Below are 20,441 nucleotides of genomic sequence, written 5' to 3'. Positions count from 1 at the left end.
CAGGAGGAAATGCACCGCCGGGCGCGCTCATGCTGCGCCCCGCCGACGCCGGCCGCGACCACCAATGCGCTCCAAATGCGCAAAGCGCCCCGGGCCGCGCTGCCTCCAGTCCGCAGCACCATCAATCAGCAAGCAAAGGGAGGACTACGTCATGAGTGGGAAGAGCCTTGAAGGCAGGAAAGCCCTGGTCACCGGCGGCGCCCGGGGGATTGGCGCGGCGATCGCGCAGGCACTGGCGCGCTCCGGCGCCGCGGTCATGATCGGCGATATTCTCGACGATGCCGGCAAGGCCACCGCCGCCGAGATCGCCAAGGCCGGTGTGAAGACCGGCTTTGCCAAACTCGACGTCACCGACGATGCGCAATGGGAGCGCGCCGCCGCCGCGACCGTTGAAACCCTCGGCGGCTTCGACATCCTGATCAACAATGCCGGCATCGAGATCACCTCGCTGGTCGCCGACATCAAGGCCGAGGACGCGCGGCGGATGTGCGACGTCAACATCGTCGGCACCGTGCTCGGCATGAAGCACGCCTTCCGCGCGATGCGTCCCGGCGGCGCCGCAGGCAAGGGTGGTGCTGTGGTCAACATCGCCTCGGTTGCTGCGACGATCGCCTTCCCGAGCATAGCCGTCTATTCCGGCACCAAATCCGCGGTCGACCGCATGACCCGTGTCGGCGCGATGGAAGCCGGCAAGCTCGGCTATGGCGTGCGCGTCAACTGCATCTATCCCGGCCTGATTCCGACCGACATGGGCCTGCAGCTCGCCAATGACATCGTGAAGATTGGCCTCGCGCCCGACGTCAATGCCGCGGTCGGTTCGGTGGTGGAGCAGACGCCGCTCGGCAAGCTCGCGGAGGTCACCGACATCGCCGACGCCGCGGTGTTCCTGTGCTCGAACGATGCCCGCTTCATCACCGGCATCGGCCTGCCGGTCGATGGCGGCATGGGCATGTAGCAACAACGCCGACAACAAGCATTTCGGAGGAACGCAATGAGCGAGAAGAAGCCCGTCATCGTCTATGGCGCGTCCGGCTACACCGGCCGGCTGGTCTGCGAATATCTGCGCGAGTACAACATCCCCTTCATCGCCGCCGGCCGCAGCGCCGACAAGCTCAACGCCGCGATGAAGTCGAACGTGGCCGGCATCGAGACTGCCGATTATGAGGTGGTGACGGTGCCGCACACCACGGCCGCGCTGACCGAATTGTTCAAGGGCGCCTCGGTGGTGCTCAACACCGTCGGCCCGTTCGCCAAGTTCGGAGTCGAGGTGGTGCAGGCCTGCCTCGCGGCCAAGTGCCACTACACCGACACGACCGGCGAGCAGGACTGGCTGATCACGCTCGAACAGGAGTTCGGCACCAAGTTCGCCAATGCCGGCCTGCTGCTCGCGCCGGGCATCGCACAGATGTACACCACCGGTGAGATCGCCGCGCAGCTGTGCTTGGAAACGCCCGGCCTCGACACCCTGGATATCGCCGTGTTCTGGGGCGGCAGCCCGACTATCGCCTCGACGCAGACCATCCTGGTCAACGCTGCGATGGCCAAGGCCTACTATCTCGAGCAGAACAAGTACGTCGAGCATCAGCCCGATGCAGGACTCTACAACCTCGCGATCCCCGGCCAGCACGAGCTGGCGCTGGCGCTGCCCTGGGGCGGCACCTCGCACCCGGTGTGGTTCAAGCGCGATCCGCGCGTCGCCAACGTCAAGGTGCTCGGCGGCGTGTTCAACCGCGCGCTGATGCTGGGCGTGCCGCAGATCGTCGCTGCCGCGCTGGAGGCGACCAAGGACATGAAGCCCGACGAACGCTACGCCGCCTTGGCACAGACCGCTGCCGGCGTGATGAACACCATGCCGCCGCGCGAGAACCCGCGCGTCAACAAGTCGATGGATTCGGTGTATGCCTCCGGCCCGCTCGGGCGCGCGCACTGCGTCATCTACGGCAACAGCAACTACAAGCAGACCGGCTTGATGCAGGCTTTTGCCGCAGCGTATCTGCTGCAGCAGCCGCCCAAGCGCGTCGGCTTCGCTTCCGGTTGCCAGGCGTTCGGCCATCACGAGCTGCTCGGTCAATTGCGCAGCTTCGGCCTGGTCGGCAAGCCGGTCCTGACCGTGCACGATTGAGCTCGAGCCCCGATCGGGTCGGGGCTCGACACTCCGTTCCCTGAAGCGTTTTCGTCAAACGGGCCCGCATCCAATTTGCTCGAAAACGCTCTACCCGCGGGTGACGCAGTCGCGCGTCACCCGCCCCCTCTCGCGAGACCCGCCATGCGCTTCATCGATTATCTCGACAAGGGTGCCTCGCTCGGTGCCGACGCGCCGTGCCTCACCATGGACGGACGCGACCTCAGCTATGGCGACGTGCAAAAGCTGAGCTACCGGATCGCGCGCGGGCTCGAGCGATCGGGCATCGCGCCCGGCGACAAGGTCGCGATCCTCTCCGGCAACGATCCGCTCGCGTTTGCCTGCGTGTTCGGGATCTCGCGCGCCGCCGCGGTATGGTGTCCGATCAATCCGCGCAACGAGGCGGCCGAGAACAAGTTCATCCTCGATCAGTTCGATTGCAACCTGCTGCTGTTTCATTCGAGCTTCGCCTCGATGGTCGAGGCCGTCAGGCAGGATCTGCCGAAACTGCGCGCGCTGGTCTGTCTCGATGCCGAGCTGCCGTTCGCGCCGTCGTTCGACCGCTGGCTCTCTGGGCTCGCCGACGATCTCTATCAGCGCGACACGATCGACGATCTCGCGATGATCCCGGGCACCGGCGGCACCACCGGCAAGCCCAAGGGTGTCATGCTCTCGGGCCGCAACATCGAGGCGATGACCGCGCTGACCTTGATGGGCTACCCCTTCAAGGGTCGCCCGATCTATCTCGCGCTGGCACCGCTGACGCACGCCGCCGGCGTGCTGTGTTTTCCGATCATGACGCTGGGCGGCCGCGTCGTGATCATGCACCACCCTGACATCGGCGAGTTCCTGACGCTGATCGAGCGCTACCGCGTCACGCACACGTTCCTGCCGCCGACCGTGATCTACATGCTGCTCGATCATCCCGGGCTCGACGCGGCCGATCGCAGCTCATTGCAATGCTTCTGGTACGGCGCGGCGCCGATCTCGGCGACGCGGCTTGCGGAAGCCTTGAAACGGATCGGGCCGATGGCGCAGCTGTTCGGTCAGACCGAGGCGCCGATGATGATCTCGATGATGGCGCCGGCCGATCACTACAATGCGGACGGCAGCATCGCGATGGAGCGTCTTGCGTCCGCGGGGCGGATCGGCCCGCTGGTGCAGGCCGGCATCATGGACGGCGACGGCAAGCTGCTGCCGGCGGGATCGCGCGGCGAGATCGTGGTGCGCGGTTCGCTGGTGATGGAAGGCTATTACAAGAACCCGGAGGCCACGCGCGAAGCCTCGGCGCATGGCTGGCACCACACCGGCGACATCGGTTACATCGACAGCGACGGCTACCTCTATATCGTCGACCGCGCCAAGGACATGATCATCACCGGCGGTTTCAACGTTTACTCGATCGAGGTCGAGAATGCGTTGCGCGCCCACGCAGCGGTGCAGGATTGCGCGGTCATAGGTCTACCCGACGACAAATGGGGCGAGCGCATCGTTGCCGTGGTGCAGCCGCGCGCCGGCCACACCGTCGATGCGACGGCGTTGGCAGCGTTCGTCAAGCAGCAGATCGGCAGCATCAAGACCCCGAAGCAGATCGAGGTCTGGGACGACCTGCCGCGCTCCAAGGTCGGCAAGGTGCTGAAGCCGGACATCCGCGCGCGGCTGACCTGAGCTTTCAGGGAGTTGAGGCAGACCAAGGTCGAATTTACCGGGCGGACCGGAGGGCTAGATTTCGGCTTGCAAGACCGTGTCATAAGGGATGTCGTACTCCCGCGATGGCGATCGGTTGTGCCGCTCGCAATCCAGGGACCGGCTTCCTGAGGCCCTGCATGGGTACGACCCGCGCATGAGCGGCGCCGCCCCAACCAAACTAGCAAACGGGCATCGATAGCATCGTCCATCGCCGTGGACGGTGACGCAACGCATTCCAGAAGGCCGAATATGTCGGCCAGGGAGATGCACAATGACGACATTGGACATTGCAATCGCCCCGCTGCCGGAAGCCGAGCACCAGGCGCAATTGCGTCGCGCGTTGATCGCCAGCACGGTCGGCACGACCATCGAATGGTACGACTTTCTGCTCTACAGCACGGTGACCGGTCTGGTCTTCGGCAAGCTGTTCTTTCCGAAGTCCGATCCCCTGGTTGGCGTGCTGGAGGCATTCGCCATCTACACGGTCGGCTTCATCGCACGGCCGATCGGCGCCGCGATCTTCGGCCACTATGGCGATCGGATCGGCCGCAAGGCGACGCTGATCGCCACGCTGCTGTTGACCGGGCTTGCCACCGCGGCGGTCGGCCTCGTCCCCACCTATAACCAGATCGGTATCTGGGGTGCCGTCATCCTGACCGTCATTCGCTTCCTCCAGGGTGTGGGCGTTGGCGGTGAGTGGGGCGGCTCGGTGCTGCTCTCAATGGAGTGGGCGCGAACCAATCAGCACCGCGGCTTCATCACCTCGTGGCCGCAACTCGGCGGCCCCGCCGGGTTGCTGCTGGCAAACATCGCGGTGCTGGTGTTCAGCCGGATATCCGGCGACCAGTTCCTGGTTTGGGGTTGGCGCATTCCGTTCCTGCTCAGCCTCGTGATGATCGCGATCGGGCTCTACATCCGACTCGGCATCATGGAGACGCCGACGTTCCGCCGGATCGTGGCCGAGAATCGCGTCGCGCGCGTTCCGGTCATCGAGGTGATCAGGAGGCAGCCGCGATCGATCATCCTCGCGGCACTGGCGCGGATGGCCGAACAGGCGCCGGCTTATATCTATCTCGCCTTCGTGTTCGCTTACGGCACCCAGGTCATCCATCAAGACCGCGACTTCCTGCTGATCTGCCTGATCTGTGCCGGTCTCGTCTCGCTCGTTACCATCCCGTTGGCCGGGCATTTGTCGGATCGCATCGGGCGCAAGCGGATGTATCTGATCGGCTCGGTCCTGACCGGGCTGTTCGGCTTCGCCTATTTCGGCATGCTGAACACGGCTGCGCCCGCGCTGATCTTCATCGCCATCGTGCTGTCATTCGTGCCGCACGACCTGATGTATGGCCCGCAAGCGGCGCTGATCGCCGAATGCTTCACGCCGCGGCTGCGCTACAGCGGCTGCTCGATCGGCTACCAGCTCTCCTCGGTCATATCGGGCGGACCGGCACCTTTGATCGCCACGGCGCTGCTGGCCGCGACCGGTTCCGGCTACGTGATCGCGCTCTACATTCTGTTCTGCGCGGTGGTCAGCATTGTCGCAACCGCGTTGATGCCCGACTACACCAACAAGGACATTTCCGAGGAGCACGACAGACCGTGATCGAATGATCGGGCGTCCATTGACATTGGAGCGCCGACGAAGACAGTGGGCGCATGTTGCGCATGCGACCCAGGGGATAACCGATGTCCCGCGATTTTCGTCTCGATCGCGTTCCAGTCGACGTTCTTGCTTACGAGCTCGCCGAAGAAAGTGCGAGCGCGCTCGGGCGCATGGGCCGCGCACTGGAACAGGCGCTCGCCAAATTGCGCGAGTTCGATGCTGCTCACCCGAACGCCGAAGCAAGGCAGCAGGCGCGGCGCACCCTGGTGCGGGAAGCCGGTCACGCGCTCTGGATGTTCGTGGTGCAGCGGGAGGCTTGCGGGCTGCGCAACAACCGCATGTTGATGCGCGACTATGGCGTTCCCGGCGAGGTGCAGCTCAGCATGGGGCCGCTGCTCACTCCATCGACAACATCGTCATAAAAAAATGCGCGGGCCGCCTCGGTGTCGAGGCATGCCCGCGCATCTGTATTCGCGGATGCTTCAGCCGTGCGTCAGTGGACGCTGACGGCCTGCAACTCGTTGCTCCAGGCGTTGGCGATCGCGGCTTCGCGGCTGTCGGTCAGCATGATCGGCGTGCCGTCGGCGGCATGCAGTGCAAACAGCTTGAGGCCGGGCGCGATCTTGGGCGCCTGCGGAAAGAGGTCGGGCACGTCCTCGGAACGGACCTGCTTCACATAGGCGATATGACCCTCGCCCAGATGAGCCAGTGCTTCCGGCGTGACGCTGTCGGATTGGTAGATGATACTCGCTTCACTCATGGTCTCGACTCCTCAGTCAGATAAGCGGTCGAGTCCGCTCGTTGTTTCTATTATTCGTGCTCATTGATAGCGATTGTCTTAATGACCCGTTCAGGTTCTGGCCTGGCCAGGTCGATCGACAACAGCCCGTTCTTCAGATCCGCGCCCAGCACCTGCATCCCCTCCGCCAGCACGAAAGTGCGCTGGAAGTGGCGCGCGGCAATGCCGCGATGGATGTATTGCCGAGCCTTGTCGTCCTGCTGGCGGCCGCGGATGACGAGCTGATTTTCCTCAATAGTTACATCGAGTTGGTCACGGGTGAAGCCCGCCACCGCCAACGTGATGCGCAGCTTTTCAGGCTGCCCGTTGGACCGGTCGCACCGCTCGATATTGTACGGAGGATAGCCGTCGGCGCCCTTTACGACGCGGTCGAGCGCACGCTCGATCTCGTCGAATCCCAGAAGGAACGGACTGGACAACGATGGAACACGAGACATTACAAAGTCCTCTCGAAGCGACTTTGAGGGGCCCTTGCGGCGCCCCATGCAACCGGCGGGCCGTCTGGCCTCCGGTCAGTGAGGGATATGGGGGCGAACTGGATAGCGTTCAAGCAGCCCCGAAACCAGCCTAAACGCCCGCAACATGAGGGCAAATTCTTCTCGATCGGTTACCCCGCGACCCGCTTCCGGCCATCGGCGGTAAAAAGATGCAGTTTGTCCCGCGGGGCCACTGCCCGGATCCGCTCACCGATGGCGGGGCCGGTGGCGCCGGGAACCCGGACGATCACCTCGCCCGGCGGCAGCTCGCCCGGATTGGCGGCGATGCCCTGCTCCTCGCGCTGGCGGCTGCCATAGACGAAGGTCTCGGCGCCGACATGCTCGATCGCCTCGACCGTCAGGTCGAGCGCGACACCGCCGGAGGCGGTCTCGCTGGTGATGACGAAGTCCTCCGGCCGGATCCCGACGATGCCGGCGCCGTCGGCGCCCGATATCTGGGAGGTCAGCTCGTCCGAGCGCAGCGGCATCAGGTTCATCGGCGGCGCGCCGATGAAGGAGGCAACGAAGGTGGTCGCCGGCTTCTGGTAGATGTCGAGCGGATTGCCGATCTGCTCGACCTGGCCGCCATTCATGACCACCAGGATGTCGGCCAGCGTCATCGCCTCGAGTTGGTCGTGGGTGACGTAGATCGATGTGGTGTTGAGCCGACGCTGCAGCTTGCGGATCTCGACTCGCATCGCGATGCGCAGCTTGGCGTCGAGGTTCGACAGCGGCTCGTCGAATAGAAACACTTTCGGTTGGCGCACGATGGCGCGGCCCATCGCGACGCGCTGACGCTGGCCGCCGGAGAGCTGCCGCGGCTTGCGCTCCAGCATCGGCGACAGCTCGAGCACGCGCGCGGCTTCCTCGACCCGGGTCCTGATCTCGGCCTCGGCCATGCCGCGGTTGCGCAGGCCGTAGGCCATGTTGTTGTAGACGCTCATATGCGGATAGAGCGCGTAGTTCTGGAACACCATCGCGATGTCGCGATCGGCGGGCTCGACCTGGTTGACCACGCGGCCGCCGATGTCGATCTCGCCGCCGGTGATGGTCTCGAGTCCGGCGACCATGCGCAGCAAGGTGGACTTGCCGCAGCCGGAGGGCCCGACCAGCACGCAGAACTGGCCGTCGCCGACGTCGACATCGACGCCCTTGATGGCCTCGAAGCCGCCGGGATAGGTCTTGCGGACGCTGCGCAGCGTGACGTTGGCCATTACTTCTCCGTCTCCACCAATCCGCGCACGAACAGTTTCTGCATCACGACGACGACGAACACCGGCGGCAGCATCGCGAGCAGCGCGGTCGCCATCACGATCGGCCATTCGGTCAGCGCATCGGTCGTGGTGATCATCTTGCGGATGCCGACCTGGATGGTCTGCATGTCGTCACGCGTGGTGATCAACAGCGGCCAGAGATATTGATTCCAGCCGAGGATGAACAGGATCACGAAGAGCGCGGCCATGTTGGTCCGCGACAGCGGCAGCAGCGTATCCCAGAAGAAGCGGAACGGGCCGGCGCCGTCGATCCGCGAGGCCTCCAGCAATTCATCTGGCACCGTCATGAAGAACTGCCGGAACAGCAGCGTCGCGGTGGCGGATGCAATCAGCGGCAGCGACAGGCCTGCGTAACTGTCGAGCAGATGCAGATCGGCGACGATCTTGTAGGTCGGATAGATGCGCACCTCGACCGGCAGCATCAGGGTGATGAAGATGATCCAGAAGATCGCCATCCGGAACGGAAAGCGGAAATACACGATCGCATAGGCCGAGATGATCGAGATCGCGATCTTGCCGACCGCGATCAACAGCGCCATGACCAGCGAGTTCAGCATCATGTTGAGCACCGGCTCGCGGGTCGAGCCGCTCGTGCCGACAAACAGCGTCTGGTAGTAGGTCTCGAAGAAATGGCCGCCGGGCAACAGCGACATCTGGCCGTTGGCGATGACGGCGTTGTCCTGGGTCGAGGCGACGATCGCCAGATACACCGGGAAGGCGACGATCGCGATCCCGATCCACAGGATGGCGTGAGCCAGATAGCGCTGGAAGCCCTCCTCCTCGACCATCAGTAGGTCACCTTGCGTTCGACGAAGCGGAACTGAATGCCCGTCAGCACGATGACGATGACCATCAGGATGACCGACTGCGCCGCCGACGAGCCGAGGTTCCCGCCGAGCAGGCCATCCGTATAGACCTTGTAGACCAGCGTTTCGGTCGCCTTGCCGGGGCCGCCGCGGGTCATGGTGTCGATGATGCCGAAAGTGTCGAAGAAGGCGTAGACGATGTTGATGACCAGCAGGAAGAAGATGGTCGGCGACAGCAGCGGGAAGATCACGGTCCAGAACCGCCGCATCGGGCGGGCGCCGTCGATCGCCGCGGCTTCGATCACGCTCTTCGGGATGCTCTGCAGGCCGGCGAGGAAGAACAGGAAATTGTAGGAGATCTGCTTCCACGCCGCGGCGAGGATGATCAGGGCCGCCGCCTGGTCGCCGTTGAGCAGCGGATTCCAGTCAACGCCCATGGCGCGCAGATAGCGCGACAGCACGCCGAGCGAGGGATGCAGCATGAACACCCAGAGCACGCCGACCACCGGCGGGGCGACGGCATAGGGCCAGATCAGCAGCGTGCGGTAGAGCGTCGAGCCGCGCAGCGGCTTGTCGGCCATGACCGCGAGCAGCAACGCGAACGACAGCGAGGACACCGCGATCGCAAACGAGAATGCGAAGGTCCGGATGATCGCGGCGAAATACGCCGGGTCCTTGAACAGCTCGAGATAGTTGTCGAACCACACAAAGCTGGTGGACAGGCCGAAGGCGTCCTGCAGCAGGAACGACTGGATCACCGCCTGCGCGGCCGGCCAGTAGAAAAAGATCAGGACGATCGCGAGTTGCGGGGCAACCAGCGCGTAAGGCAACAGCTTTGATTGGAAAATCGCTTGCTTTTGCATGATCTCGGAAGAAAGGGCAGGCCGCGCGTGCGGCCTGCCGGTTGAAGTCTCACGACATCATGTCAGTGGACGGCGGTCTTTTCAAACTGCCGCAGCATCTGGTTGCCGCGCTCGACGGCGGAGTCCAGCGCCTGCTTGGCGGTCTTCTTGCCGGCCAGTGCCTGCTCGATCTCCTCCGACCACATGTCGCGCAGCTGCACCATGTTGCCGAGGCGCAGACCACGGGAGTTCTCGGTCGGCTCCTTGTTGGTGAGCTCGAGCAGCGGGGTCTCGAGGTAGGGCTGGTCCTTGTAGAAGCCCTCTGCCTTGGCCTTGGCGTAGGCGGCCTTGGTGATCGGCAGATAGCCCGAGGCCTTGTGGATCCAGACCTGGCGGTCGGTGTCCGACAGGAAGGTCAGGAACTTGGCCACGCCCTTGTATTCCTCGGCCGACTTGCCGCCCATCACCCAGAGCGAGGCGCCGCCGATGATCGAGTTCTGCGGTGCGCCCTTGACGTCGGGATAATACGGCATCGGCGCCGCGGTGAAGTTGAACTTGGCCTGCGCCTTGACGTTACCGAAGAACGCCGACGAGGTCAGGTAGATCGGGCATTCGCCCGAGGTGAAGCGGCCTTCGCCGGTGTTGGTGCGGCCGGCATAGTCGTAGGTCTTGTCCTTTTGCAGCTCGACCAGGTTCTCGAGATGCTTGATCTGCAGCGGGCCGTTGAATTCGAGCACGGTGTCGAAGCCGTCGAGGCCGTTGGCCTTGCTGGCGAGCGGCACGTTGTGCCAGGCCGACAGCTGCTCGAGATTGACCCAGGTGACCCACGAGCCGGAGAAGCCGCAGGTGGTGTAGCCGGCCGCCTTGAGCTTCTTGGCGTCCTCGAACACTTGCGGCCAGGTCTTCGGAATCTCCGCGATGTTGGCCTTCTTCAGCGCGTCGAGATTGACCCACATCACGGTCGACGACGAGTTGAAGGGGAACGACAGCATCTCGCCCTTCGAGGTCGAGTAGTAGCCGGTGATCGCGGGCAGATAGACGCTCGGATCGAATTTCTCGCCGGCATCGGCCATCAGCTTGTAGACCGGTTTCACGGCACCGGTGGCGGCCATCATCGTCGCGGTGCCGACCTCGAACACCTGCATGATGTGCGGCGCGTTGCCGGCGCGGAATGCCGCGATGCCGGCATTCATGGTGTCGGCATAGCCGCCCTTGTAGGTCGGGATCACCTTGTAGTCGGACTGCGAGGCGTTGAAGTCGTTGGCCAGCTTGACGATGACGTCATTGTTGGCGCCGGTCATCGCGTGCCACCACTGAATCTCGGTCACCGCAAATGCAGGCGACGCGAATGCAAGCGTAGCAGCGGCGACAGCAGCAGCGCCCAATCGTCGAAAAATCATCAAAGCCCCTCCCGGTTGGAACGTCATCTTTCGTTGCGCGCGTTATCAGCGCCGGATGACGTTCAAATGACCGTATAAACGAAAGCCATCGTAGGGGGGAAGCCGCGACAAAGGGAAGCGGTAAAAAAGGCGAAGATCGCAGCCGGCGTCGTGCGGTGCAGCGCCAGACGCGTCGCTGCACCGCAGGGTTAACGGATGGACGCGTCAGCGCTTGCGCTGCGGACCGCAGACCACGCCCTTGTCGACCAGGCCATTGATCTCATCCCTGGAGTAGCCGAACTCGCCGAGCACCTCCGCAGCGTGCTGGCTGAATTTCGGCGGCGTGCGGCGCAGGCTCGGCTTGGTGCGCTCGAGGCGGATCGGCGAGGCGACGCCCTTGTACCAATCCTTCTCGATGACATCGCCGCGATGGATCGTGTGCGGGTTGGTCAGCGCCTGGTCGATCTTCTGCACCGGGCCGGCCGGCAAGCCGGCGGCGAGCAGCCGGTTGCAGAGCGGCTCGGCCTCGTGCTGGCTGAACACAGCAGCCAGCTCGAGGCGCAGCGCATCGCGGTTGGCGATGCGGTCCTTGTTGCGGGCAAAGCGCGGATCGGTGCCGAGCTCAGGCTTGCCGACTTCCTTGGCGAGCTTGCGGAAGGTGCCGTCATTGCCGACGCCGATGAAGATGTTGTCGGTCTTGGTCGGGAAGATCGCGTAAGGCACGAGGTTCGGATGCTCGTTGCCGGTGAGCGACGGGGGCTTGCCATGCATGAAGTAGTTCGCGGTGTGCGGATGCATGATCGCAAGCCCGGTCTCGTACAGCGTGGTCTCGATGAACTGGCCGAGCCCGGAGCGCTGCCGCTCCGACAGCGCCATCAGGATGCCGATCGCGGCATAAAGACCAGTCGTGATATCGACCAGCGGCACGCCGATCCGCATCGGGCCGCTCTCCGGCGAGCCGGTCGCTGCGATCATGCCGGTCATCGCCTGAATGATCGCGTCATAGCCGGGATTGCCGCCGCGCGGGCCGTCGGCGCCGAAGCCGGAGATCCGGCAATGCACGAGGCGCGGAAACTTCGCGCGCAGCACGTCGTTGCCGATGCCCCATTTGTCGAGCGTGCCCGGCTTGAAATTCTCGATCAGCACGTCGGCGCTCTCGAGCATCTTCATCAGCACCGCGCGGCCGCCCTCGGAGGCGAGGTCGAGGCCGATCGAGCGCTTGTTGCGGTTGATGCCGACGAAATAGGCCGCGTCTTCCTCATGGAAGGGAGGGCCCCACTCGCGCACCTCGTCGCCGGCGGGCGGCTCGACCTTGATCACGTCGGCGCCGTGGTCGGCGAGAATCTGGGTGCAATACGGGCCGCCGAGCACGCGTGTCAGATCGATCACGCGCAGTCCGGTCATCGCGCCCGCAGCCGCTGGGGTATTCATGGAAACAACCTTCGCTCAGTTGGGATCGGAAAATGCGGTCCCAGAGCTAACGGTCTTCAGGCGAGGCAGCAATGCTCCCGTCGGCGCAGGCCCATGCAGCGGGCGTTCGCAAGCGAGCTGGCATCTGACATGCAATGACTGTCTGAAACACAATAGTCCGCCACGCGGCAGGCGTGGCGGACTATTGGCAAGCGGTGGATTAGACGACGGTCAGCTTGACGTCGACATTGCCGCGGGTCGCGTTGGAATAGGGGCACACCTGGTGGGCCTTCTCGACCAGCGCTTCGGCATCCGCGCGGGACAGGCCGGGCAGCGAGACTGCGAGGTCGACCGCGAGGCCGAAGCCGCCTTCCGAGCGCGGGCCGATGCCGACCGTCGAGGTCACCGCGGCGTCGGCGGGAACCTTGGGGCCGCCCTGCGAGGCCACGAACTTCATCGCGCCGATGAAGCAGGCGGCATAGCCGGCCGCGAACAGCTGCTCCGGATTGTTGCCGGCGCCACCGCCGCCACCGAGTTCCTTCGGGGTCGTGAGCTTGACGTCGAGCGCGCCGTCGAGCGTTGCCGCATGGCCGTCGCGGCCGCCGGTTGCCTTGGCGCTGGTCTTGTAGAGCACGTTCACAGACATCGTGGTCTCCCTTGGTTTTGGGCTTGGGTTTGAAATTCGACAGTCAACGTATTGCACGCAATCGAATTGCGCGCAATATAAATTGCGCGGCCTCACATTTAATTGTTCGCAATTGAATCCTCGGTCCCGTGAGCCCAGAATGACCCGGAAACGAGATGGATTCGATGACAGTCATGGTCAGGAAACAGACGGCGGCGGATCAGGCGCTGCGGCTCGACAACCAGATCTGCTTTGCGGTCTATTCGACCGCGCACGCCTTCAACCGGGTCTACAAGCCGCTGCTCGACCGGCTCGGGCTGACCTATCCGCAGTATCTGGTGATGCTGGCGTTGTGGGAGCGCGACGACGTGCCGGTGAAGGACCTCGGCGAGCGGCTGTTCCTGGATTCCGGCACGCTGACGCCGCTGCTGAAACGGCTGGAAGCGGCCGAGCTGGTCAAGCGGACCCGCAGCACCGAAGACGAGCGCGTGGTGCTGATCGCGCTGACGCCGCAAGGCCACGCGCTGCGCGAAAAGGCCAAAGCCGTCCCGCAATCGATCCTCGCGGCCTCGGACTGTACGGTCGGCGAACTGCTGGCAATGAAGGATGAGATCGTCGCGCTGCGTGATCGGCTGAATGCGGTGTTGGGGGAGTAGGGGCGGGGGCTGCGGCTGAGGCGCTTCTTGGCGAAGGCGCGGCCACTGTGAGATTTGAGATACTTCTCGAATGCCAGGGCTTTGTACTTGTCCGGAAATGCGCAGTACCAGACGAGCTGCCAGGGCTTGAATTTTGAAGTGTGGGCCGACTTGCCGGCGTTGTGCTCGGGAATCCGCCGTTTCAGATCCTCGGTGGCGCCAACGTATTCTTGATCAGGGAAATTGATGCTGCGGAGGATGTAGACGTACCACATTCGCATCCATTGAAGCCGGATGGGTAATAGAACCCTTGGCCGTCCGTCTTCGCCCTTCGGGCAACCCGTGGCTGCGCCACGCGTAGCCCGAAGGGCGAAGCGTGGTGGAGCCAGGCGGGATCGAACCGCCGACCTCTTGCATGCCATGCAAGCGCTCTCCCAGCTGAGCTATGGCCCCTTATCCAGTGGGATGATCCTGGGGGATCAATCCCGGTCCGCGCGGCCTAGATGACTCGCGCGGCAGCACCGTTGATCATAGATCGGCGCCGATCTCAAGTCTCTTCATCACCGCCGACGTCACCAATGATGTCGGTCACGTCCTCATCGCCCTCTTCCTCGTCGGCGATGAAGGTCGAATCGTCGTCGTCATCGTCATCGATGGTCTCATCGACCTCGATATCGTCCTCGGATTCGGGAACCTGGGCCTTGACCTTGCCGGTGTTCTCCTCGGCATCGGCCTCCTCGAGCGAGACCATCTCTTCGGTCTCGGCCGCCTCTGGCTCGGCTGCGGTTGCCGGCGAGTTTACGGGCGCGCCGCGGCCCCGCGGCGGGGCGACCGGCGCGATCGGCACGACCTCGCCGGTGTAGGGCGAAATCACCGGATTTTTGTTGAGGTCGTAGAACTTCTTGCCCGTGGTCGGGCAAATGCGCTTGGTTCCGAGCTCGGACTTGGCCAACGTGGTCATCCCAGAATTTTGCTGAAAAACGGTGCTTCACTTGGCTAGTTGAGCAGCCGCTGTCAATAGCGGTTTGCGCGCAAGTGACGGGCGCGTGACGCGGTGTTGCCTATGTGATACCTGCCGCGGCGCGAGAGGACACAATCTTGGCCCATTCCGACACCCAAACCCCGCTGGAATCACGTGCCTGCGGCCCGCTGGCCGGCAAGGTCCGCGTTCCTGGCGACAAATCGATTTCCCACCGCGCCCTGATCCTGGGGGCGCTTTCGGTGGGCGAATCCCGCATTTCCGGCCTTTTGGAGGGCGAGGACGTCCTCAATACCGCCAAATCCATGCGCGCCCTGGGCGCCAGGGTCGAGCGAACGGCGCCGTTTGCCTGGTCGGTCGCAGGCGTCGGCGTCGGCGGGTTCGCCCAGCCCGCAGCCCCGCTTGATTTCGGCAATTCCGGCACCGGCTGTCGGCTGGTGATGGGCGCGGTGGCCGGCTGTCCGATCGCGGCCATTTTCGACGGCGATGCTTCGCTGCGTTCGCGCCCGATGCGCCGGATTCTCGACCCCCTGGAGCTGATGGGCGCCCGAACCAGCGATATCGGGGCCGGCGGCCGGCTGCCGCTGACCTTGCATGGTGCCCGTTATCCGGTGCCGATCGTCTACAAGACGCCGGTCGCCTCGGCCCAGATCAAGTCCGCGGTGCTCTTGGCGGGCCTGTCCGCGCCCGGCATCACCACCGTGATCGAGCAGGAAGCAAGCCGCGACCACACCGAGCTGATGCTGAAGCATTTCGGCGCCGAGATCACTTCGGACAAGGAAGGCAGCCATGGCCGCCGGATCACGCTGAACGGCGAGCCCGAGCTGCGCGGCGCGGACGTCGTGGTGCCCGCCGATCCGTCCTCGGCGGCGTTCCCGATCGTCGCGGCGTTGATCGTCGAAGGCTCCGACGTCGTGTTCTCCGACGTGATGACCAATCCGCTGCGCACCGGCCTGTTCACCACGCTGCGCGAAATGGGCGCGGCGATCGAGGAGAACGACGTACGCGGCGATGCCGGCGAGCCGATGGCGCAATTGCGCGTGCGGGCCTCGAAGCTCAGGGGCGTCGAGGTGCCGCCGGAGCGCGCGCCGTCGATGATCGACGAATATCTGGTGCTGGCGGTTGCGGCTGCGTTTGCCGAAGGCACCACGATCATGCGCGGCCTGCAGGAGCTGCGGGTCAAGGAATCCGATCGTCTCGAAGCCACCGCGGATATGCTGCGCGTCAACGGCGTCAAGGTCGAGGTGTCCGGCGACGATCTGATCGTCGAGGGCCGCGGCCATGTGCCGGGCGGCGGTCTCGTTGCCACCCACATGGATCATCGCATCGCGATGTCGGCGCTGGTGATGGGCTGCGCGTCGGATCGGCCGGTAAAGGTCGACGACACCGCCTTCATCGCAACCAGTTTCCCTGACTTCATTCCGATGATGCGCTCGCTTGGAGCTGACTTCGCATGATCATCGCCATCGACGGACCCGCCGCCTCCGGCAAGGGCACGCTCGGCAAGCGGCTCGCCCACCACTACGGCTATCGCCATCTCGACACCGGCGTGATCTACCGCGCGGTTGCCTATGCGATGATGGCGCAGGGCGCCGACCTCAATGATGAGATGCTGGCGGTGGCCGTCGCGCTCGAGCTCGATCCCGAGAAATTCGGCAATCCGATCCTGAAGACCCAGAAGGTCGGCGAGGGCGCGTCCGTTGTCTCGGCCTTTCCCAAGGTGCGCGAAGCGCTGGTGAACTTCCAGCGCCAGTTCGCCGCCGATCCGCCCGGCGCGGTGCTGGATGGACGCGACATCGGCACCGTGATCTGCCCCGATGCCGACGTGAAGATCTTCGTGGTCGCCGATCCCCGCGTGCGTGCGCGGCGGCGCACCCTGGAAGCCCGCGCCCGCGGCGAGGACGCCGACGAGGAGGCCGTGCTCGCCGACATCCTCAAGCGCGACGAGCGGGATCAGAACCGGACCATCGCGCCGCTGCGGCCGGCGGCGGACGCCCATACGCTGGATAATTCCAACCTCGACATCGAGGCCGGCGTCCGCGCCGCCATCGCGATCGTCGAGGCGGCGCGCGCCCGGCGCTGATCCGGCCGAAACTGGCCCTGAAAAGAAAAAGAGCGCGATGACGAGGTCATCGCGCTCCGGGCCGATTTGAGGCCTGTTGGATCCGTTTCTTGGGATTAGTTCTTGGACCAGTAGCGGTCGAACGGCAGTTCCTGCTCGGCCATGCTCAGCAGCGGCTGCGCCGCCTTGGCCGAGGTCCCGTTCTCGGCCGAAACCGCGCCGGGCATCCCGGCAATCGCATTTCCAATCGTCAGGACGGCGATCGCCGCCAGCACCACAAAGCTTTTCACTGAAAGTCCCCCTGTTGAAACGGTGCTATCGTATGGGGCGCTGCTTAACGGCGGGGGCACAGGGCGGTCCCCGGCGGGGCATTTCGCCCGACGCAGTCAACAGCGCGTTGAGATGCCATGTCCGGGGCGCGGTCTGCCGCGATTGGCCTTAACCGCCCGTAAATCGGGCATTTCCGGCTTGCCCAAAATGGCCCCCGGGGCTATATCAGCGCCGTTCGGAGCACCATCGACATTGTCGAGATCGTGTCTGAGCGGGCCGGCGCCGGGTTTGAGCCCTCGCCGCATCTGGAGGAACGCCCGCTCCCAGGTCTTGCAGTCGATATTTCCTAATCAGGCTCCGGATCATTCAAACGTACCGAACGTGCAGTCTTGCTGCCGGCCCGCTGTTGCACCTCCTGCAATGAGCGGTCGTCAGGGTTTGCGGAACCCTGACACTTCACGCGCGGTGCGCCCATCAACCCGAACTGCCGGCGAGATTCCGCATCTGGAGATCAAATGGTTTCGAATTCTGCGTCTTCTTACACCCCGACCCGCGACGATTTCGCGGCGATGCTTGATGAGTCCTTTGCCGGCGGCAATTTGCAGGAAAGCTCGGTCATCAAGGGCAAGGTGGTTGCAATTGAGAAGGACATGGCCGTCATCGACGTCGGCCTGAAGACCGAAGGCCGCGTCGCGCTGCGCGAATTCGCCGGCCCCGGCCGCGAAAGCGACCTCAAGGTCGGCGACGAAGTCGAGGTGTTCCTCGACCGCATCGAGAATGCGCTCGGCGAAGCCGTGCTGTCGCGTGACAAGGCGCGCCGCGAGGAGAGCTGGGGCAAGCTCGAGAAGGCGTTCCAGAACAACGAAAAGGTCAACGGCGTCATCTTCAACCAGGTCAAGGGCGGCTTCACGGTCGACCTCGACGGTGCGGTGGCCTTCCTGCCGCGCTCGCAGGTCGACATTCGTCCGATCCGCGACGTTGCGCCGCTGATGAACAACTCGCAGCCGTTCCAGATCCTCAAGATGGACCGCCGCCGCGGCAACATCGTGGTGTCGCGCCGCACGGTTCTCGAAGAGACCCGCGCCGAGCAGCGCCAGGAACTGGTGCAGAACCTCGAAGAGGGTCAGGTGATCGACGGCGTGGTCAAGAACATCACCGATTACGGTGCGTTCGTTGATCTCGGTGGCATCGACGGCCTGCTGCACGTGACCGATATCGCCTGGCGCCGCGTCAACCACCCGACCGAGGTGCTGACCATCGGCCAGACCGTGAAGGTCAAGATCATCAAGATCAACCACGAGACGCACCGCATCTCGCTCGGCATGAAGCAGCTGCTGGATGATCCGTGGCAGGGCATCGAAGCCAAGTACCCGCTGGGTGCCCGCTTCACCGGCCGCGTCACCAACATCACCGACTACGGCGCGTTCGTCGAGCTCGAGCCGGGCATCGAAGGCCTGATCCACGTCTCCGAGATGTCGTGGACCAAGAAGAACATGCACCCCGGCAAGATCGTTTCGACCTCGCAGGAAGTCGAAGTGCAGGTGCTGGAAGTGGATTCGGTCAAGCGCCGCATCTCGCTCGGTCTCAAGCAGACCATGCGCAATCCCTGGGAAGTCTTCGTCGAGAAGTTCCCGGTCGGTTCGACCGTCGAAGGCGAGGTCAAGAACAAGACCGAGTTCGGTCTGTTCCTTGGTCTCGACGGCGACGTCGACGGCATGGTCCATCTTTCGGACCTCGACTGGAAGCTTCCGGGCGAGCAGGTCATCGACAACTTCAAGAAGGGCGACATGGTCAAGGCCGTGGTGCTCGATGTCGATGTCGAGAAGGAGCGCATCTCGCTTGGCGTCAAGCAGCTCGAAGGCGACCCCTTCGCCGAGCCGGGCGACGTCAAGAAGGGCGCGGTCGTGACTTGCGAAGTGCTCGAAGTGAAGGAAAGCGGCATCGAGGTCCGGATCTCGGGCACCGAGTTCACCACCTTCATCAAGCGGTCCGAGCTGGCCCGTGATCGCAACGACCAGCGCGCCGAACGCTTCGCCGTCGGCGAGAAGGTCGATGCCCGCGTCATCCAGTTCGACAAGAAGGCCCGCAAGGTGCAGGTCTCGATCAAGGCGCTGGAAGTTGCCGAAGAGAAGGAAGCCATCGCGCAGTACGGCTCCTCCGATTCGGGGGCGACGCTCGGCGACATCCTTGGCACCGCGCTGAAGAACCGCGGTACCGACAAGTAAGCCTTCGCCGATTGAGGCGAACGATTGGGCCCCGGCGCAAGCCGGGGCCCTTTTTGTTTACTGAGCAGCGGGCCTTGTTTTCTTCAAATTGCGCCGCAATTGATGTATTTGGCTAAGCAGATAGTGATGCTGCGACTGCAAAACGCGCGGGACTGCGCGCGAACTATTTTCTGGAGAGATCGGATGTCGCTGGATTCGGATGTGATCGTCGACCGCCGCCGCATCAGGCGCAAGCTGACCTTCTGGCGCGTCGCCGCTGCGGTGATTGCGATCGCGGCGATCGTCGGCGTGGGCGTGATCGTCGCCGGCGGCCGCGGCAGCTTCTCGACGGCAAACGCGATCGCGCGGATCAATATCGATGGACTGATCCGCAGCGACCAGGAGCGCGTCGAGGCGCTGGAGCGGCTCGGCAAGTCGAGCTACGCGGCGGTCGTCGTGCACATCAATTCGCCTGGCGGCACCACCGCGGGCTCCGAGCAGCTCTACGACTCGCTGATGCAGTTGAAGGCGAAGAAGCCGCTGGTCGTGGTGGTCGAGGGCCTGGCCGCCTCGGGCGGCTACATCACCGCGATCGCCTCCGATCATATCGTCGCCCAGCAGACCTCGCTGGTCGGCTCGATCGGCGTGCTCTTTCAGTTTCCGAACGTTTCGGAATTGCTCAAGACCGTCGGCGTGAAGATGGAGGAGATCAAATCCTCCCCGCTGAAGGCGGCGCCCAACGGCATGGAGCCGACCAGCCCCGAGGCCCGCGCCGCGATCGAGGGTCTGGTCAAGGATTCCTATGCCTGGTTCCGTGGATTGGTGAAGGAGCGGCGCGGCATGGACGACGCCCTGCTGGAGAAGGTCGCTGACGGCCGCGTCTTCACCGGCCGGCAGGCGGTCGATCTCAAGCTGATCGACCAGCTCGGGGACGAGAAGACTGCGATTGCCTGGCTGGTTGCAGAAAAGAAGATCAAAAGCGACCTGCCGGTGCGCAATTACAAGCTCAATCCGCGCTTCAGCGACCTGACCTTCCTGCGCACGGCGGCATCCATGACGCTCGATGCGCTCGGCCTCGGCGGCATCGCACGGCGGATCGAGCAGGGCGGCGTGGCCCAGGCGGCCGACCGCTTCGGCCTCGACGGCATGCTGGCGCTGTGGAGCCCGGGCGGAACCGACTGATCGGCTGCCAAACGGGTATCGTTTGATGAATTCTCGCTCTGCGGGAATCGCCGCATGCCCCAATCGGGCTATTTGTCACGCGAT

General features: G+C 64.1%; 20 protein-coding genes, 1 tRNA gene and 1 pseudogene. 10 read left to right on the top strand and 12 right to left on the bottom strand.

All coding sequences use genetic code 11. The annotated features are described in order from the left end of the window. Positions 1-151: 151 nt before the first annotated feature. From JQ616_RS26250 to JQ616_RS26230, 5 genes are all read left to right on the top strand, one after another. Positions 152-955 (top strand): SDR family NAD(P)-dependent oxidoreductase, encoded by an 804-nt coding sequence (locus JQ616_RS26250; RefSeq protein ID WP_212019565.1) that lies wholly within the window; start codon positions 152-154, stop codon positions 953-955. Positions 956-991: 36 nt separating this feature from the next. Beyond that, positions 992-2,122 carry a DUF5938 domain-containing protein gene (locus tag JQ616_RS26245; RefSeq protein ID WP_212019562.1) on the top strand — a complete coding sequence of 377 codons (1,131 nt, stop codon included), beginning with the start codon at positions 992-994 and terminating at the stop codon, positions 2,120-2,122. A 144-nt stretch (positions 2,123-2,266) separates the two neighbouring features. Then, the gene (locus tag JQ616_RS26240; protein WP_212019560.1) at positions 2,267-3,790 is read left to right on the top strand and encodes an AMP-binding protein; all 1,524 of its coding nucleotides are present in this window, start codon (positions 2,267-2,269) and stop codon (positions 3,788-3,790) included. Positions 3,791-4,082: 292 nt separating this feature from the next. Further along, positions 4,083-5,414, top strand: a complete 1,332-nt coding sequence (locus JQ616_RS26235; RefSeq protein ID WP_212019558.1) for an MFS transporter — start codon at positions 4,083-4,085, stop codon at positions 5,412-5,414. 83 nt (positions 5,415-5,497) lie between these two features. Next, positions 5,498-5,836, top strand: a complete 339-nt coding sequence (locus JQ616_RS26230; protein WP_212019556.1) for a DUF6665 family protein — start codon at positions 5,498-5,500, stop codon at positions 5,834-5,836. A 71-nt stretch (positions 5,837-5,907) separates the two neighbouring features. Here the strand turns inward: JQ616_RS26230 and JQ616_RS26225 are convergent, their stop codons facing one another. The 8 genes from JQ616_RS26225 to JQ616_RS26190 form a co-directional block, all read right to left on the bottom strand. Further along, complete coding sequence (locus JQ616_RS26225) at positions 5,908-6,174, bottom strand: DUF1150 family protein (RefSeq protein ID WP_029082491.1); 267 nt, start codon at positions 6,172-6,174, stop codon at positions 5,908-5,910. A gap of 50 nt (positions 6,175-6,224) precedes the next feature. Continuing rightward, positions 6,225-6,650, bottom strand: a complete 426-nt coding sequence (locus tag JQ616_RS26220) for an Hsp20 family protein (protein WP_212019554.1) — start codon at positions 6,648-6,650, stop codon at positions 6,225-6,227. A gap of 170 nt (positions 6,651-6,820) precedes the next feature. Then, positions 6,821-7,903 (bottom strand): sn-glycerol-3-phosphate import ATP-binding protein UgpC, encoded by a 1,083-nt coding sequence (locus JQ616_RS26215; RefSeq protein WP_212019552.1) that lies wholly within the window; start codon positions 7,901-7,903, stop codon positions 6,821-6,823. Further along, positions 7,903-8,751, bottom strand: coding sequence for a sn-glycerol-3-phosphate ABC transporter permease UgpE (gene ugpE, locus JQ616_RS26210; protein ID WP_212019550.1), 849 nt, complete (start codon positions 8,749-8,751; stop codon positions 7,903-7,905). The genes JQ616_RS26215 and ugpE overlap by 1 nt, the downstream gene beginning before the upstream one ends. Then, on the bottom strand, positions 8,751-9,632 hold the full coding sequence (ugpA, locus tag JQ616_RS26205) for a sn-glycerol-3-phosphate ABC transporter permease UgpA (protein WP_212019548.1): 882 nt from the start codon (positions 9,630-9,632) through the stop codon (positions 8,751-8,753). The genes ugpE and ugpA overlap by 1 nt, the downstream gene beginning before the upstream one ends. Before the next feature lie 62 nt (positions 9,633-9,694). Continuing rightward, positions 9,695-11,011 carry a sn-glycerol-3-phosphate ABC transporter substrate-binding protein UgpB gene (gene ugpB / locus JQ616_RS26200; protein ID WP_212019546.1) on the bottom strand — a complete coding sequence of 439 codons (1,317 nt, stop codon included), beginning with the start codon at positions 11,009-11,011 and terminating at the stop codon, positions 9,695-9,697. Between the two features lie 204 nt (positions 11,012-11,215). Beyond that, positions 11,216-12,421, bottom strand: a complete 1,206-nt coding sequence (locus tag JQ616_RS26195) for a CaiB/BaiF CoA transferase family protein (protein WP_249137277.1) — start codon at positions 12,419-12,421, stop codon at positions 11,216-11,218. Positions 12,422-12,620: 199 nt separating this feature from the next. Continuing rightward, positions 12,621-13,046, bottom strand: a complete 426-nt coding sequence (locus tag JQ616_RS26190) for an organic hydroperoxide resistance protein (RefSeq protein WP_024584324.1) — start codon at positions 13,044-13,046, stop codon at positions 12,621-12,623. A gap of 173 nt (positions 13,047-13,219) precedes the next feature. On the opposite strand from JQ616_RS26190, the gene JQ616_RS26185 reads away from it, so the two are divergent. Beyond that, complete coding sequence (locus JQ616_RS26185) at positions 13,220-13,681, top strand: MarR family winged helix-turn-helix transcriptional regulator (RefSeq protein WP_212020164.1); 462 nt, start codon at positions 13,220-13,222, stop codon at positions 13,679-13,681. A 17-nt stretch (positions 13,682-13,698) separates the two neighbouring features. Here the strand turns inward: JQ616_RS26185 and JQ616_RS26180 are convergent. From JQ616_RS26180 to JQ616_RS26170, 3 genes and pseudogenes are all read right to left on the bottom strand, one after another. Then, positions 13,699-13,935, bottom strand: a pseudogene (locus JQ616_RS26180) (GIY-YIG nuclease family protein); the annotation flags it as partial. A 102-nt stretch (positions 13,936-14,037) separates the two neighbouring features. Further along, a tRNA-Ala gene (locus tag JQ616_RS26175) sits at positions 14,038-14,113 on the bottom strand. A 94-nt stretch (positions 14,114-14,207) separates the two neighbouring features. Continuing rightward, positions 14,208-14,612, bottom strand: a complete 405-nt coding sequence (locus JQ616_RS26170; protein WP_163153987.1) for a TIGR02300 family protein — start codon at positions 14,610-14,612, stop codon at positions 14,208-14,210. Between the two features lie 146 nt (positions 14,613-14,758). On the opposite strand from JQ616_RS26170, the gene aroA reads away from it, so the two are divergent. Next, complete coding sequence (gene aroA, locus JQ616_RS26165) at positions 14,759-16,096, top strand: 3-phosphoshikimate 1-carboxyvinyltransferase (protein ID WP_212019544.1); 1,338 nt, start codon at positions 14,759-14,761, stop codon at positions 16,094-16,096. Continuing rightward, complete coding sequence (gene cmk, locus JQ616_RS26160) at positions 16,093-16,722, top strand: (d)CMP kinase (RefSeq protein WP_212019542.1); 630 nt, start codon at positions 16,093-16,095, stop codon at positions 16,720-16,722. The genes aroA and cmk overlap by 4 nt, the downstream gene beginning before the upstream one ends. Before the next feature lie 95 nt (positions 16,723-16,817). Here cmk and JQ616_RS26155 read toward each other — a convergent pair whose 3' ends face one another. Next, positions 16,818-16,991: a hypothetical protein gene (locus tag JQ616_RS26155; RefSeq protein WP_212019541.1), complete on the bottom strand. Its 174-nt coding sequence runs from the start codon at positions 16,989-16,991 to the stop codon at positions 16,818-16,820. 495 nt (positions 16,992-17,486) lie between these two features. On the opposite strand from JQ616_RS26155, the gene rpsA reads away from it, so the two are divergent. Both rpsA and sppA read left to right on the top strand, forming a co-directional pair. Further along, entirely contained in the window at positions 17,487-19,196 is a 1,710-nt protein-coding gene (rpsA, locus tag JQ616_RS26150) for a 30S ribosomal protein S1 (RefSeq protein ID WP_076863580.1), read from the top strand. A gap of 183 nt (positions 19,197-19,379) precedes the next feature. After that, positions 19,380-20,357, top strand: coding sequence for a signal peptide peptidase SppA (gene sppA / locus JQ616_RS26145; protein ID WP_212019539.1), 978 nt, complete (start codon positions 19,380-19,382; stop codon positions 20,355-20,357). Positions 20,358-20,441: the final 84 nt, after the last annotated feature.

This window comes from Bradyrhizobium tropiciagri, assembly GCF_018130545.1.
In the GTDB taxonomy this organism is placed as follows: domain Bacteria; phylum Pseudomonadota; class Alphaproteobacteria; order Rhizobiales; family Xanthobacteraceae; genus Bradyrhizobium; species Bradyrhizobium tropiciagri_A.
The sequence above is the reverse complement of the archived record's forward strand: the minus strand, read 5'-3'. Positions and strand labels throughout refer to the sequence as shown.